Source organism: Rathayibacter caricis DSM 15933, from assembly GCF_003044275.1.
In the GTDB taxonomy this organism is placed as follows: domain Bacteria; phylum Actinomycetota; class Actinomycetes; order Actinomycetales; family Microbacteriaceae; genus Rathayibacter; species Rathayibacter caricis.
Genome location: NZ_PZPL01000001.1, coordinates 3,484,172 through 3,498,676 on the forward strand (window position 1 = coordinate 3,484,172; position 14,505 = coordinate 3,498,676).

Here is a 14,505-nt window from a genome sequence, read left to right on the forward strand (position 1 = left end):
GGATTCCTCCGGTGGGCGCGGTCACGGACGGGGGCGGGTCAGACGGCACGGTCGGCCTGCTCCTGAGCGGTGCCGCGGGCCGCGGCGACGAGGCGGGCGGCGAGCGGGCCGACGGCGGCGAGGCCGTCGAGGTCGATCCCCGTGCGGTGCACCTCGGTGCCGACGCTCGCGGCGAACCAGGCGCCGAGCCGCTCGGCGGTGACGTCGGCGGGGTCGAGCACCTCGACGGCTCCGCGGGCGGCGAGCGCCTCGGCACGTAGCCGCTGCTCCTGGCGGCGGTGCGTGCGGGGCACGACGAGCGAGGGGACGGTGGTGCTCATCACCTCGCAGACCGTGTTGTAGCCGCCCATGCTGACGACGGCGGAGGCGCGGCGCAGCAGCGCGAGCGCATCCGGCACCGAGCGGACGACGGTGGTCGCGGGGCCGGCGGCGGCGCGGATGGCCCGCCGGTGCTCCGCGGGCATCTGCGGGCCGGTGACGACGACGTGGCGGTAGCCGGCCGGCACCTCGGCCCCGACGGCCGCCTCGGCGATCGCGCGCCCGTCCGATCCTCCGCCGACCGTGGTGAGCACGAAGGGCTCGTCGACGACGGAGTGGCCGGTGCCCAGGCGCCCGTTCGCGAGGAAGCCGGTGTGGGCGACGAGGTCGTGCAGCCCGGGCGGGATCTCCCCCGTGGCCGCGAGGTCGTGGACGCTCGGGTCGCCGTAGACCCAGACCGCGTCGTAGAGCTCGCGGACGGCGGCCGCTCCCCCGACGGCCTTCCACTCGGCCGCGGTCGCCGAGCGGCGGTCGAGCACGTCGCGCAGCCCCAGCACCACGACGGCGGCGGGGTTCGCCGCGCGGACCGCCCGCAGCGCCGGCTCGAGCTCGCCGTGCACGCCGAACGCGTGCCGGTCGACGATGACCATGTCGGGGGCGAAGGCCGCGAGCCCGGCCCGGACGACTCCTCCGCGCAGGCTCGTCAGGGTGCGCAGCTCCACGTCGAGGTGCCGCGACCGGTAGCCCTGCTCGCCGGTCGTGACGCCCGGCAGCGCGAGCCAGTCCCAGCCGTCGGGAGCGGCGAACGCGGTGGCGGAGGACTGACCCGTCACGAGGAGGCCGGTCACCTGCTCGCCGAGCAGCTCGGGCAGCGCGGTGTTCAGGGCGTGCGCGAGAGCGACGTTGCGCCGGACGTGTCCCAGCCCCACGGAGTCGTGCGAGTACAGGGCGATGCGGATGACCATGGCGTTCCCCTCAGCGGCGGTCGCGGCCGGGGCCGCGGCGGATCCTCGACCCGTGCTCACAGCCTCGTGACGCGGCGTAAGGCGGGTGTGAGACGAGGATGAGAGGCGTCTCATCTGTGCGCTCCTCGCCGGGAACAGTTCGGACGCCTCCCGCGTTGCACGCTGCATGCCTTCGACGAGCAGCAGCACCACCGCCCCCTCCCGCGCCTCGATCGACACCACCGAGTCGGCGCGAGCCGGCTGGGAGTCGTGGCTCGCCCGCCGCGCCGAGCGCGTCACCGGCCCCCGCGGCGACCTCGCCCTGGTCGAGACCCGCTGGCTCGAGTCCGGCGAGAGCGTCGACGACGAGACGGCGCTCGCCGGGTACGGACCCACCGCCACCCTCTCGCGGATGCGCCGCCCGAACCTCGAGACCGGCGAGGAGGAGTACGGCTACCGCGTCTGGGACGCCGCCTCGGAGGGCGTCCGCACGTTCGACGCCATCGAGACGTTCCCCTTCGACGCCGCCTGGGTGCTCGAGGCCTGGTTCGAGCCGGTCGACGGGGAGCGGACGATCCCCTTCGAGCACCTGCGGGACAACGGGGCGACCCGCGAGCTCGTCGTGCCCGGCGACATCACCTTCTCGCTGGTCGACGACGGCCGCGCCCACGAGTACACCGTCGCCGCGTTCGACGACGGAGGCACGCTGCTGGTGCCGTTCGGCGACCCGACCAACCGCTCGGACGACCCGGATCTGCAGAGCTACCCCGTCGGCCGGTTCCTCGTGGTGCAGCGCCTGGGCGGCGCGGCCGACGCCGGCACGCCCGGCCCGGTCCTGCTCGACTTCAACCGCGCGTACATCCCGCCCTGCGGCTTCTCGCCGCACTACAACTGCCCGCTGCCACCGGCGCAGAACCGCCTCGGCGTGCCGGTGACCGCCGGCGAGCGCCGGGTGCTGCGCGCGGCCGCCGCGTGAGCCGCCCGCGACGACGCGCGCCCCGATGAGCCGCTTCGGCCGTCGCGGCAGCTTCTGGGTGTCCACCCTGGTGCTGGCGCTGTGCCTCTGGTCCAGCGGTGCCCCGTCGGTCCTCTACCCGACGTACGCGCAGGAGTGGGGACTGTCGTCGGTCGTCGTCACCTCGGTCTTCGCGGCGTACCCCGCGGCGCTGCTCCTGAGCCTCCTGGTGGTCGGCGACCTCTCGGACGTCATCGGCCGGCGGCGCACGATGCTCCTGGGCATCGCGTTGATCGCGGTCTCGGCGATCGTCTTCTCGCTGGCGGGCGGAGTCGCGCTGCTCTACGTCGGCCGGGCTCTGCAGGGCGTCGGCACGGCCCTCGCCCTGAGCGCGGCGAGCGCCTCCCTCGTCGACAACAACGTCTCGGCCAATCCGCGACTGCCGTCCTCGCTGACCACGGTCTCGACCTCGACGGGACTCACCCTCTCGCTCCTGGTCTCGGGCGCGCTGGCGCAGTACGCGCCGCTGCCCCTGCAGCTGAGCTACTGGGTGCTCGCCCTGGTCGGACTGCTCACGATCGTGATGCTCGCCCTCAGCCGCGACGACCGCCCCGAGGGCGCGGCCCGTTGGCGCCCTCGTTTTCCGCACGTCGCTCCGGAACTCCGCATGGTCTACGCCGGGGCGACGCTGGCCGTCTCGGTCGCCTACGCCACCGGGGCTCTCGTGCTCTCGCTGGGCGCTCAGATGGCCCGGGAGCTGACCGGCGCGACCGACCTGCTCGTGATCGGCTCGGCCCTCGCCCTGTCCTCGGTCGTGATCGGAGTGACGGCCCTCGCGATCCAGCGCGTCCCGGCGCACACGCTGATCGTCACCGGCGCCGGCGCGGCGATCGCCGGGCTCGCGCTGATGGAGTGGGCCGCGTCGAGCGGCTCCTTCGCCCTCTTCCTCGCCTTCAGCGTCGTCAGCGGAGTCGGCTACTCCCTGAGCTTCTCGGGCGGGCTCTCGCTCGTCGGCCGGGCGGCGCCGGCCGAGCACCGCGGCTCGATGATCTCGGCCGTGTACCTCGTCAGCTACCTCGGCCAGGCCGTCACGGCGGTCGCCGCCGGAGCGCTGGCGACGTCGCTGGGGCTCGAGCTCGCTCTGGATCTCGTCGCCCCCGTGGTCGCCCTGCTGTGCGTGGCGGCCGGAGTGGTCGCCCTGCTCGACCTGCGACGGCGCCGGATCGCGGTGCGGCCCGCGAGCGCCTAGCGCCCGGTCAGCGCCGTCCGCCGGGCCACGAGCTCCTCGAGCAGCACGCGCTCGTCGACCGCTCCCGTGCGTCCACCGCGCCCCGCCACCTGCTGCTGACGCAGGTGGGCCAGCCGGGTGGCCGAGCGGAGGAACGCGCTCATCGCCCGCGGCCGGTCGCCGCCCGCGGTCCGCGCCCAGCGCATCGCCGTCCGGCGCCCCTCCGCCGTGCCGATCATGCGCACCTCGGCGGGCGAGAGCCAGCCGGCCGCGGCGTAGTCGCCGAGGCGCTCGAGGGTGACCCGGCGCTCCTGCCGCCGCAGCAGCACGACGACCACGACCGCGACGACGAACAGCGGCACTTGCACCACTCCGTAGAAGCCGAACCAGTCGGCGACGAGGAACGACGAGCCGTTCCACAGCGCGTGCAGGAACACCGCAGCGGCGAGGCCGAGCAGCGCGATCGGCACGGCCGCACCCGCCCGCCGCGACACGGCGAAGCCCAGCGCCGCTCCCGTGCACGAGGTGAAGAGCACGTGGGCGAACGGCGAGAGCACCCCGCGGAGGAAGAACGTGACCGCGAGCGAGCCGAGCCCGCCCTCCACCAGAGCGCTGCCGAAGTAGAGGATGTTCTCGACGAAGGCGAAGCCCGAGGCCACGACCGCCGCGTAGACGATGCCGTCGACGGGCCCGTCGAAGGTGCGGCGCCAGATCAGCAGGATCAGCAGCACGCCCAGGCCCTTGGCGCTCTCCTCGACGAGCGGCGCCTGGATCACGGCGCCGACGAAGTCGGATCCGCTCGGCTGCTCCCCCGAGGCGTAGACCGCGATCTGCACGCCCAGGTCGACCAGCAGCGAGATCGCGACCGATCCCGCCGCGCCCCACAGGAACGCGAACCACAGCCCCAGGGGCGCCTCCGGCTCCCAGCGGTCGACCCAGCGCACGCCCGACAGCACGACGAGCAGCGGCACGAGCGCGACGACCGCGCAGACCGCCGCGGCGCTCACTCCGAGCCCCAGCACCACGTAGGCGAGCACGAGCAGCAGCAGGACCCCCAGCAGCGCGACTCCGAGGGCGCCGAGCACGGTCGGGACGATCGAGGGGCGGGCGGGAGCCGGCGGCGGATAGGCGCTCATGGGGACCGACAGTAGGGCACGGGCGGCGAGCGCCTCCGGCGGTTGACAGGACGGCGCCGGCCTGCCGTGTCCGATTCCCGCGACCGCGGAGGCCGTCCGCGTGACAGGCTCGGGTCGTGCCCGTCTCCGATCCGCTCTTCGAGGAGCGCTACCGCGCCGTCGCCTCCCGCGACGCCCGCTTCGACGGACGCTTCATCACCGGGGTGCACTCGACCGGCATCTACTGCCGGCCGAGCTGCCCCGCCACGACGCCCCGCGCCGCGAACGTGCGCTTCTACCCCACCGCGGCCGCCGCGCACGAGGCCGGGCTGCGCGCCTGCAAACGCTGCCTGCCCGACGCCGTGCCCGGGTCGCCGGAGTGGAACCTGCGCGACGACACGGCCGCCCGCGCCATGCGCCTCATCGCCGACGGCGTCGTCGACCGGGAGGGCGTCGAGGGCCTGGCGTCGCGACTCGGCTACGGAGCGCGTCACCTCGGCCGGATCCTGCGCGAGGAGCTCGGCGCGCCTCCGCTCGCCCTCGCCCGGGCCCAGCGCGCGCAGACCGCACGACTGCTGCTCACCGGGACGGAGCTGCCCGTGTCGGAGGTGGCCTTCGCGGCCGGCTTCGCGAGCATCCGCCAGTTCAACGCGACGATCGCCGAGGTGTACGAGCGGACGCCGAGCGAGCTGCGCGCCTCGGCCCGCGGCGGCCGCACCGGGGTCGCCGTGCAGCCCGGCGCGACGACGCTCGAGCTGCGGCTGCCCGTCCGAGCTCCGTTCGACTCCGGCGTCCTCGACGCGCTCGCGGCGTCGGCGATCCCGGGGCTGGAGGAGGGGGGCCGCGGCCGTCACACGCGCTCGCTCCTGCTGCCGGGCGGGCCGGCCGTCGTCCGGCTGGAGGTCGACGGTGCCGCGGTGCGCTGCTCCGCCGCCCTCGCCTCCGTCGCCGACATCGCGCCGCTCGTCTCGCGGGTGCGCCGGCTGCTCGACCTCGACGCCGACGCGCGCGCGATCGACGAGGCGCTCGGTGCCGATCCGGTGCTCGCCCCGCTCGTCGCGGCGACCCCCGGGATCCGGCTGCCCGGCTCCGTCGACCCCGCCGAGACCCTGGTGCGCGTCCTGCTCGACGGGCGCCCCGCCGTGCTGGCCCGGCTGGTCGCGCTCCTCGGCGATCCGCTGCCCCCGGCGCTCGCCGGCGCGGACGTCTCGCGCACTTTCCCCTCCTCCGCCGTGATCGCGGCCGACGGAGACGCGGTGCCGGGTCGAGCGGCCGAGACCGTCCGTCGGGTCTGCGCCCTGCTCGCCGACGGCGCGTTGCGGCTGGACGCCGGAGCGAGCCGCGAGGAGCTGTCGGAGCGACTGCTCGCGGTCCCCGGCGTCTCGGCCAGGACCGCCGTGGCGGTGGCCATGCGCGTCACCGGCGATCCCGACGTCCTGCAGACAGAGCAGAGGGGCGTCCGACGCGGAGCGATCGCGGTCGGGCTCGGTGGTGCTCCCCTCGCGCTCGCCGCGGCCGGACGCCGCTGGGCCCCCTGGCGCAGCTACGCCGGAGAGCACCTGCGGCGCGCGGCCGACGATCCGCGGCGGGCTACTGGTCCGCGGCAGGCGGGATGATCGGCAGGGACGCCGTCATCGCCTCGATGCCGGACAGGCGCGCGGGCGAGATCAGCCGCAGCACCTCCTCCCGCGACATCAGCCCCGCCTCGACGACGAGATCGGCGACGTTGCGCCCGGTCGCGAGGGCCGCCTTGGCGATCGCCGCCGACGCCGTGTAGCCGATGCTCGGCGTGAGCGCGGTCACGACGCCGACACTCGACGCCACCATCGCCTCCAGCCGGGCGGTGTTCGCGGTGATGCCGTCGATGCAGTTCACGCGGAGGGTGAGGCAGGCCTGGGTCATCCAGGTGATGCTCTGCAGGAGCGAGTGGGCGATGACGGGCTCGAAGGCGTTGAGCTGGAGCTGCCCCGCCTCGGCCGCCATGGTCACCGTGACGTCCGCCCCCGCGACCGAGTACGCGACCTGGTTCACGACCTCGGGGATCACCGGGTTGACCTTGCCGGGCATGATGCTCGAGCCGGCCTGCCGCGGCGGCAGGTTGATCTCGCCGAAGCCCGCCTGGGGCCCGGAGGAGAGCAGGCGCAGGTCGTTGCAGATCTTCGACAGCTTGATCGCCGAGCGCTTCAGCGCGCTCGAGAACGACATGAAGACGCCGGTGTCGCTCGTCGCCTCGACGAGGTCCTGCGCCATCTCGAGATCGAGGTCGGTGATGTCGTTGAGGTGGCGCACCGCCGCGGCACCGTAGCGGGGATCCGCGGTGATGCCGGTGCCGATGGCGGTCGCTCCGATGTTGACCTCGGCGAGGAGCCAGATCGTCTCGGACAGGCGCGCGTGGTCCTCGCCGAGGGTCGTGGCGAAGCCGTGGAACTCCTGGCCGAGCGTCATCGGCACCGCGTCCTGCAGCTGCGTGCGCCCGACCTTCAGCACGCCGCCGAACTCGACCGCCTTCTGCGAGAACGACTCGCGGAGCAGCGCCAGCTCGTCCAGCAGCCGGCGCAGCGACCAGGTCATGGCCATCTTGATCGCCGTCGGGTAGACGTCGTTCGTCGACTGGCTCCGGTTGACGTCGTCGAGCGGATGGAGGGTGCCGTAGTCGCCCTTGGGGCGCCCGGCGATCTCGAGCGCCACGTTCGCGACGACCTCGTTCGTGTTCATGTTCGTGGACGTGCCGGCACCGCCCTGGATCACTCCGACCACGAACTGGTCGTGGAACTCGCCGTCGATGATCCGACGGCAGGCGGCCTCGATCAGCTCTGCCTTGTGCGCGGGCAGGGTGCCGAGCTCGGTGTTCGCGCGCGCGGCGGCGAGCTTGACGGTCGCCAGCGCCCTGACCAGATCCGGGTAGATCGAGATCGGGCGCTTCGAGATGGGGAAGTTCTCGAGGGCCCGGGCGGTGTGGATGCCCCAGTAGGCGTCGTCCGGGATCTCGAGCGAGCCGAGGGAGTCGCTCTCGGTGCGGGTCACGGCGGGTCCTTCCTGGTCGCTCTCGGGGAGGGTGCTCGATGAGAGGGTCACGTCAGCTCCGTTGCTGTCGTCGTGCGGCCCCGGGGGTGCAGGGGGTCCGCGGTCTGCGCCGCCAGCCTACGCCGGAGGCAGGTCGCGGCTGCAGGAGCGGAGCGGCCGCGGCGGCGCGCACGGTCTGCAGGGGTCCGCACGGTCTGCAGGGGTCCGTGCGATCTGCAGGCACCTGTGCGATCTGCAGGGGATCCGGGGTCTCCGCACGGGCGTCATAGGGAGGAATGCGCTTTTCCCCTCAGATCCCCTGCAGATCGTGCGCACCTCGCTCGCAGATCCCCTGCAGATCGTGCGCCCGCCCGCCCCGGACTCGCGGCGGATCACCCGGGAACCGTCCGTCTGCCGCCCCCTCGCCGTGGTTTCATCGTCGCCAGGGCTCCCGCACGGCCGCGACGGGAGCCGCGACCGGAGGATCCCATGCAGCAGACGACCGCGCCCGGCCCGATGGTCGGCCTGACCACCTACCGCGAGCGCATCGTGTCCGGCGTCTGGGACCTCGAGGCGCCGTACCTCCCCGCCAGCTACGTCGACTCCGTCACCCGGGCCGGCGGAGTCGCGCTGCTCCTGCCGCCGCAGCCCGCCTCTCCCGACGTGGCCCGCGCCGTCGTCGACCGCCTCGACGCCCTGGTGATCACGGGCGGTCTCGACATCGATCCGGCCCTCTACGGTCAGGAGCCGCATCCCGAGACCGACCTCCCGCGCCCGGACCGCGACGCGTGGGAGGACGCCCTGCTGACGGCCGCCCTCGAGGCCGACCTGCCGCTGCTGGGGGTCTGCCGCGGAGCCCAGCTGCTCAACGTCGCCCTCGGCGGCACATTGCATCAGCACCTGCCCGAGGTCGTCGGCGACACCCGCTACCAGGCGGCCGGCGGCGTCTTCTCGCACGTCGACGTCGCCATCGCTCCGCTATCACGACTGGAGGACCTGCTCGGTGTCCGGTCGCTCGTCGCGATGGTGCACCACCACCAGGCGGTCGACCGGGTGGCGGAGGGACTCGTCGTCACCGCGCGGACGGCCGACGGCACGATCGAGGCCGTCGAGCTGCCGGGCCGGCGCTTCGCCCTCGGCGTGCAGTGGCACCCGGAGGAGGACTCCGCCGACGACCGCCTCTTCAGCGGCCTCGTCGCCGCGGCCCGCGGGCACCGCGACAGGGCGGCCGAGAGCTGAGCCGTCGGACGACGGATGGGTACGCTCGCCTCATGACCAGCCGGACCGCGCGACTCATCGCTCCCGCACTCGTCCTGGCGATCGCCCTCGCAGGCTGCACGCCCGAGACGTCCTCCAGCTCCCCCTCCGGTTCGCCGGGCTCCGCAGCCGGCGCGAGCACCGGACCGTCCGCGTCAGCGCCGACCGGGGCAGGCACGCCCCGCGCCTCGACCGAAGCGGGCACGCCCCGCGCCTCGACCGAAGCGGACGGATCGAACTCGCCCGCTCCCACGGTCTCGGCCTGCTCTCCCCTCGAGCTGTACGAGCCGTGGTCGCCCGCGACTCCGATCGTGGCCACGCTCGGGAGCAGTCCGATGCGGATCCCGGTCGATCAGGGCCCGGTCGAGCACGCGAGCGGGGACGCGGTCCTCGACGACGCCGGCCGACCGGTCGCCTACCTCGTCGCTCCGGACGACGTGTGGACCGTGGTCGCCGAGCGGTTCTGCCTCCACGTCGACTACATCAACGCTCTCAACCAGGTCCGGCGCAATGGTGCGGCGACGCTCTTCGCCGGGGACACTCTGAACCTCGATCCCTACACCGTGACCAGCGTGGGATCGGAGAACGGGACCGTCTTCGAGAACGACCCGCCGCATCCGATGCCCCCGCAGGCATAGCCCCGAGGCCGACGCCGGGCGCCGCCAGTCGGCGCGGAACGGGTTCTGCGGGCGTACACGAGCCCGATCCACGTCCACTCGGTGCTCAGTCGCGCGGCGAGTGGACGCGAACCGGGCTTCGGGACCGGTCAGGGACCCGTCAGGCGACCGGTCGGCGCCGCCGGGTCAGCGGTAGTCGCCGGTCGCGACCGCGACGAGCGGCAGCAGCAGCCCGGCGACGATCAGGAACGCGAGGAACAGGCCGACGAGCCCGATCATCACCGCGTTGAGGACGATGCCCCAGATGGCCAGGGTGCGCCCGGTGGGCTCGCGACGGAGCCCCAGGAGGCCGAAGACGAGGCCGGCGACCGGGGCGATCACCGTCAGGCCGAAGAAGACCGAGGTGACGCCGAGGATCAGGCTGGTGAGCGAGAACGGCGTCGACGGAGCGGCGGGAACGGTCTGCGGCGGGACGCTCGGGGTCCCGTACGGCGCGGGGTAGGACGCGCGCACGTCCTCGGCGCGCACCTCCTCGGGGCGCACCTGCTCGGCGTGCTGCGACGCCCCTTCGATGCGGAGCGTGTCGCGCTCCTCGACCACCGGGTCCGGGAGCACGGCCGTGGCGCGCATCCCGAGATCCTCGGTCGGCTGCTCGGAGGCGGTGCTGCTGCGGGGGGTGGTCTCGTCGCTGGACATGGCTGATGCTCCTGGTCGTCGTGGGTGGGCCGGTGTCTCCGGCGATGCCTCCACGCTACGGACGCGGCTCGCGCCGCCCCATCCGGTGAACCCCCCGCCGACGGGGGGAAGCCCCCGCACGCGGGAGGGGGCGGGTGCGAGACTGGGATCACCGGTGCTCCGCCGGGCGCGCGAGGAGGCGGTGACCCATGACCGACGACGAGATCCGGCACCGGACCCGCGACAGCCGCGGTGCCCGCGCGGTGTGGTTCGCCGGGCTGAGCGCGGTCGCCGGCTTCGTGCTCCTCTCTCCGCTGATCTCGCTCACCGCGACGGTGATGACCTGGGGCGCGAAGCGGCGGATCGGCGGCCTCAGCGATCGCAACGGCGTCGTCGCCGTGAACTGGCAGCTCACCTACCTCGCCCTGCAGCTCATGCTGGTGCCCCTCCACCTGGCGCTGGTCTCGGTGCGCGACACCCTCAGCGCCGACTGGCCGGTCGTCACGATCACGGCGATCCTGGCGCTCGCGGTGCTCAACCTCGTGGTGTGCATCGTGCTCGGGATCCGCTCCGGCCGCGGGAAGAGCGTGCGCCTGCCGATCGCGGTGCCGTTCGTCCGCTCCTCCCGCCCGCTGCGCTAAGCCCCGCGGCGGATGCGGCAGGGTGGAGCGGTGACCCCGATCGCGTTCCCCTCCCCCGTCTTCGTCGTCGCGGACGACGGCACCCGACTGGCCACCTACTCCGTCGGCGACGAGGGCGCGCCGACCGTTCTCGCGGTGCACGGCTTCGCGTCCAACGCCGTCCTCAACTGGGAGACGGCGGGCTGGCTCCGCACGCTCGTCCGCGCCGGGTACCGGGTGGTCGCGCTCGACCAGCGCGGTCACGGCGCGAGCGAGAAGCCGCACCGCACCGGGGCCTACGGAGTCGACGTCATGGTCGAGGACCTCGTGCGGGTGATCGAGTCGTACGACCTGGTCGCTCCTCACATGCTCGGCTACTCGCTGGGGTCGCGGATGAGCTGGGTCCTGGGCCTCCGGCACCCCGGGCTCGTCGCGACGCTCAGCCTCGGCGGGCTCACCGTCGGCGAGCCGCTCACCCGGTTCGACGCCGAGGCGGCCCGGGCGCGCGTGGCGAGCGGAGGGGAGATCGACGACCGCTTCACCCGCGCGTTCATCGGGATGGCCGAGGGCGTCGCCGGCAACGACCTCGCAGCGCTCGTCGCCGTGGCCGACGGCGTGCGCGGCGGAGCGCATCCCGAGGCGGGCGAGCACCCGGCGGCCCCGATGCTCCTGGTGACGGGCGGAGCCGATCCGATCGCCCCCGACGGCGCCCGGCTCGCCGCCGCGGCCGGCGCCCGCTTCGTCGAGGTGCCCGGCCGCGATCACACGAGCACGGTGCCCGCGCGCGCGTTCAAGGAGGCGGTGCTCGCGTTCCTCGCGGAGCACCCCTGACCGCTCGCGGGGTGCAGGCGTAGCATCGCGCCATGCATGCCCTCCGCGTCGTCGCACCAGGACCAGACTCCCGTCTCGTGCTCGAGGAGGTGCCGACCCCGACTCCCCGCGAGGGCGAGGTGCTGCTGCACGTCGCGGCCGCCGGTGTGAACCGCGCTGATCTCGGCCAGCGGGCCGGGGTCTACCCGCCGCCGCCCGGCGCCTCCGAGATCCTCGGCATGGAGGTGTCCGGCTCGGTCGTCGAGGTGGGGCGCGGCGTCTCGGGCGTCGCGGTGGGCGACGAGGTCTGCGCGCTGCTCTCGGGCGGGGGCTACGCCGAGTACGTCGCGGTCGACGCGGGGCTCCTCCTGCCGGTGCCCGCCTCGGTCGGGCTCGTCTCGGCGGCGGCGCTGCCCGAGGCGACCGCGACGGTCTGGTCGAACCTCGTGATGGTGGCGGGGCTGCGGGCGGGAGAGACGGTCCTGATCCACGGCGGAGGGAGCGGCATCGGCACTGCGGCGATCCAGATCGCGCACGCCGTCGGGGCGATGGTCGCGGTGACGGCCGGGAGCCCGCGCAAGCTCGACGCGTGCCGGGCGCTGGGAGCGGACGTCCTGATCGACTACCGCGAGGAGGACTTCGTCGCTCGGATCCGCGAGGAGACCGACGGCCGCGGGGTCGACGTGATCCTGGATCCGATCGGCGGCGACTACCTCGCGCGCGACGTGGAGGCTCTGGCGACGGGTGGGCGCATCGTCTTCATCGGCAACCAGTCCGGGACGGAGGGAGCGCTCGACATCGGGCTGCTGATGCGCAAGCGCGGCGCGGTGCACGCGACGACACTGCGGGCGAGGCCACTCGAGGAGCGGCGGGCGATCATCGCCCAGGTGCGCGAGAAGCTCTGGCCGCTGGTCGCCGACGGCGGCATCCGCCCGGTGATCGACGAGGTCGTGCCCCTGGCCGAGGCCGAGCGGGCGCACGAGCGGATGCGGGCGTCGGGCCACATCGGCAAGCTGCTGCTCACGCCGTGACCGGTCGGCGTCTTGCAGCAACCCCTGCCGGGAGCACCCGTCAGTCGCGGCTGACGGGCACTCCCGGCCGATGCAGGGGCCCCGGGCTCAGACTCCGGAGCGGAGCAGCCCGAGCGAGCGGTTGATGCCGTCGACGTCGACCGAGGCCGGGTCGAACGAGGCGCCCTCCGCGAGGCCGAGCGCCTCGAGGGCCTCGGCGTGGTCGGCCGAGGACGCATCGGTGGCCGCGCGGACCGTGTCGGCCCAGGCCGCCGGGCCGCCGGGTGCATCGATCGGAGCCGCGCCACGGGCTCCGACGCACCGTGGCAGCGCCGCACCGAGCGGCGAGACGGCCTCGAGCCGGATGACGTGGCGCCACTCGTCCTCGAGGTCGTAGACGTAGAACAGCTCGTCCTGGACGTTCTCGAGCACCTCGGCCAGCGCGACGGAGGCCTCGTCGACCAGATCGGCCCCGAGCTCCTCGGCGTCGGCGGGCGAGCCGATGCGGGTGCCGTCCTCGTCGGGCACGCCGACGCTGAAGTAGTGCGGCTGCGCGTCGGTCCAGCCCAGCGAGAGCTGGAGCGCGAGGTGCAGATCGCGCAGCGACGACTCCGACGACAGCTCGAGGCGGCGCCAGACCACGGGCTTGGTGCCCAGCAGCGCCACCTTCAGGGTGTAGGCCGAGGCGGTGTCCTGCGTCGCCTCGTCGAGGATCTCGAGGCGCGAGGCGTCGCGCTCACCGAGCAGCACGATGCTCGCGCGGACGACCGAGGCGAGCACCGGCTGCAGGCCCTCGGGCACCACGTAGCCGAACTCGGGCGAGTGCAGGAGCAGTCCGAGCTCGGCGGCGTCGTCGAGCATCCGCTCGGCCGCGCCCACCATGCGCTCGCGCTCGTCGAGCGCCTCCTCGAGGGCCACGTCGGCGTCGGCCGCGAGCTCGTCGACCAGCTCGCCGACCACGAGGCCGGGGTGGATCTGCGACTGGCAGGCGACGGCGATGCGCAGGAGCACGGCGTCGGTCGTGGTCACGGCGCGCTCGCGGGGCGAGAACGCCCCGTTCTCGGTGTCGGCGGAGGCGAGCGCGGCCTGCGCGCTGACGATCCACTGCTCGAGGAAGCGGGCGACGTAGGCGACGCGCTCGGCGGCGGCTTCGAGGGCGTCGGAGCTGCGCCAGAGCGGAGCCGCCTCGCCGAGGACCGCGACGGACCCCTCGGTCTCGAGGACGGAGGAGGCGACCAGCGCGTCCCACCAGGCCGAGACCGGGATCCGCACGGCGTCGTCGCTCGGCGTCGACCCGGCGGAGGCGATGCCCGCCTCGACCGCGATCTCGCGCGCCGCGCGCTCGGAGAGGGACGCGTCGTCGGCGCCGGCGAGGTGCTCGACCACGACGTCGGCGGCGTGCACGAGAGCGGTGGCCCGCACGGCGGCGAGCTGCTCGGAGGCGGGGACGTCCTCGACGGCGGTCAGATCCTCGAGGACGGCCTCGACGAACGAGCCGGCGAGGTCGAGGACCTCGTCGAGGACCGCCTGGCAGTCGTCGAGCTCCTCGTCGGTGCCCGTCCAGAGGTCCTCGTCGGTCAGGAAGTCGAGGAAGTGCTCGATGACCTCGGCGACGGTGAAGAGCGTGTCGTCGAGATCGGCCTCGCTCTCCTCCCCCGACAGGTCGGTCTCGATCTGGTCGAAGACCGCCTCGAGGAGCTCGGCGTCGGGCTGGGCGAAGGAGCCGCGGGGGCGCAGGTCGCGCGTCATGGCGAAGAGGTCGGTGAGGACCTCGACGGCCTCGTCGACGTCGAGGTGCTCGTGCAGGACGCCGACCTCCGCGAGGTGCGCGCGGTACCAGCTGCGGAACCGCACCATCATCGCCGTCTCGGCGGTGCGCCCGCCGCCGGATCCGCCCTGACCACCCGATCGGCCGCCGCCGGATCGTCCCTGATTGCGCTTCTTGCCCATGGTTCCTCCGCGACCGCTCCACTCTCGACTGCGAAGCGCTCCAGTCTACCGGAGCCCGCCGAG

At 74.1% G+C, this 14,505-nt stretch carries 13 protein-coding genes; 8 read left to right on the forward strand and 5 right to left on the reverse strand.

Annotated features, from left to right (window positions below; translation table 11 throughout):
* Positions 1 to 38: 38 nt before the first annotated feature.
* On the reverse strand, positions 39 to 1,223 hold the full coding sequence (locus C1I63_RS16280; protein ID WP_107575918.1) for a glycosyltransferase family protein: 1,185 nt from the start codon (positions 1,221 to 1,223) through the stop codon (positions 39 to 41).
* 166 nt (positions 1,224 to 1,389) lie between these two features.
* Between C1I63_RS16280 and C1I63_RS16285 the strand changes: the two genes are divergently transcribed.
* The gene (locus tag C1I63_RS16285; RefSeq protein WP_107575439.1) at positions 1,390 to 2,178 is read left to right on the forward strand and encodes a DUF1684 domain-containing protein; all 789 of its coding nucleotides are present in this window, start codon (positions 1,390 to 1,392) and stop codon (positions 2,176 to 2,178) included.
* Positions 2,179 to 2,203: 25 nt separating this feature from the next.
* The gene (locus C1I63_RS16290; protein ID WP_107575440.1) at positions 2,204 to 3,406 is read left to right on the forward strand and encodes an MFS transporter; all 1,203 of its coding nucleotides are present in this window, start codon (positions 2,204 to 2,206) and stop codon (positions 3,404 to 3,406) included.
* Here the strand turns inward: C1I63_RS16290 and C1I63_RS16295 are convergent.
* Entirely contained in the window at positions 3,403 to 4,521 is a 1,119-nt protein-coding gene (locus C1I63_RS16295; protein ID WP_107575441.1) for a PrsW family intramembrane metalloprotease, read from the reverse strand. The two genes, C1I63_RS16290 and C1I63_RS16295, sit on opposite strands and share 4 nt — an antisense overlap.
* 116 nt (positions 4,522 to 4,637) lie before the next feature.
* Here C1I63_RS16295 and C1I63_RS16300 point away from each other — a divergent pair, with 116 nt between their 5' ends.
* Positions 4,638 to 6,116 carry a DNA-3-methyladenine glycosylase 2 family protein gene (locus C1I63_RS16300; protein ID WP_107575442.1) on the forward strand — a complete coding sequence of 493 codons (1,479 nt, stop codon included), beginning with the start codon at positions 4,638 to 4,640 and terminating at the stop codon, positions 6,114 to 6,116.
* Here C1I63_RS16300 and C1I63_RS16305 read toward each other — a convergent pair.
* Complete coding sequence (locus C1I63_RS16305; protein WP_107575443.1) at positions 6,091 to 7,575, reverse strand: aspartate ammonia-lyase; 1,485 nt, start codon at positions 7,573 to 7,575, stop codon at positions 6,091 to 6,093. The two genes, C1I63_RS16300 and C1I63_RS16305, sit on opposite strands and share 26 nt — an antisense overlap.
* Positions 7,576 to 7,992: 417 nt before the next feature.
* Here C1I63_RS16305 and C1I63_RS16310 point away from each other — a divergent pair, with 417 nt between their 5' ends.
* Positions 7,993 to 8,742 carry a gamma-glutamyl-gamma-aminobutyrate hydrolase family protein gene (locus C1I63_RS16310; RefSeq protein WP_107575444.1) on the forward strand — a complete coding sequence of 250 codons (750 nt, stop codon included), beginning with the start codon at positions 7,993 to 7,995 and terminating at the stop codon, positions 8,740 to 8,742.
* A gap of 32 nt (positions 8,743 to 8,774) precedes the next feature.
* Positions 8,775 to 9,398 (forward strand): hypothetical protein, encoded by a 624-nt coding sequence (locus tag C1I63_RS16315; protein WP_107575445.1) that lies wholly within the window; start codon positions 8,775 to 8,777, stop codon positions 9,396 to 9,398.
* Between the two features lie 165 nt (positions 9,399 to 9,563).
* On the opposite strand, the gene C1I63_RS16320 is transcribed toward C1I63_RS16315, so the two are convergent.
* Positions 9,564 to 10,073: a DUF4190 domain-containing protein gene (locus C1I63_RS16320; RefSeq protein ID WP_107575446.1), complete on the reverse strand. Its 510-nt coding sequence runs from the start codon at positions 10,071 to 10,073 to the stop codon at positions 9,564 to 9,566.
* Positions 10,074 to 10,261: 188 nt separating this feature from the next.
* On the opposite strand from C1I63_RS16320, the gene C1I63_RS16325 reads away from it, so the two are divergent.
* The 3 genes from C1I63_RS16325 to C1I63_RS16335 are packed head-to-tail and all read left to right on the forward strand — an operon-like array spanning position 10,262 to position 12,513.
* On the forward strand, positions 10,262 to 10,693 hold the full coding sequence (locus C1I63_RS16325) for a magnetosome magnetite crystal formation protein family (protein ID WP_107575447.1): 432 nt from the start codon (positions 10,262 to 10,264) through the stop codon (positions 10,691 to 10,693).
* A gap of 30 nt (positions 10,694 to 10,723) precedes the next feature.
* Positions 10,724 to 11,503: an alpha/beta fold hydrolase gene (locus C1I63_RS16330; RefSeq protein ID WP_170116402.1), complete on the forward strand. Its 780-nt coding sequence runs from the start codon at positions 10,724 to 10,726 to the stop codon at positions 11,501 to 11,503.
* A 32-nt stretch (positions 11,504 to 11,535) separates the two neighbouring features.
* Complete coding sequence (locus tag C1I63_RS16335; protein WP_107575449.1) at positions 11,536 to 12,513, forward strand: NAD(P)H-quinone oxidoreductase; 978 nt, start codon at positions 11,536 to 11,538, stop codon at positions 12,511 to 12,513.
* Between the two features lie 87 nt (positions 12,514 to 12,600).
* Here C1I63_RS16335 and C1I63_RS16340 read toward each other — a convergent pair whose 3' ends face one another.
* Positions 12,601 to 14,442, reverse strand: coding sequence for a plasmid pRiA4b ORF-3 family protein (locus tag C1I63_RS16340; protein ID WP_107575450.1), 1,842 nt, complete (start codon positions 14,440 to 14,442; stop codon positions 12,601 to 12,603).
* Between the last annotated feature and the right edge of the window lie 63 nt (positions 14,443 to 14,505).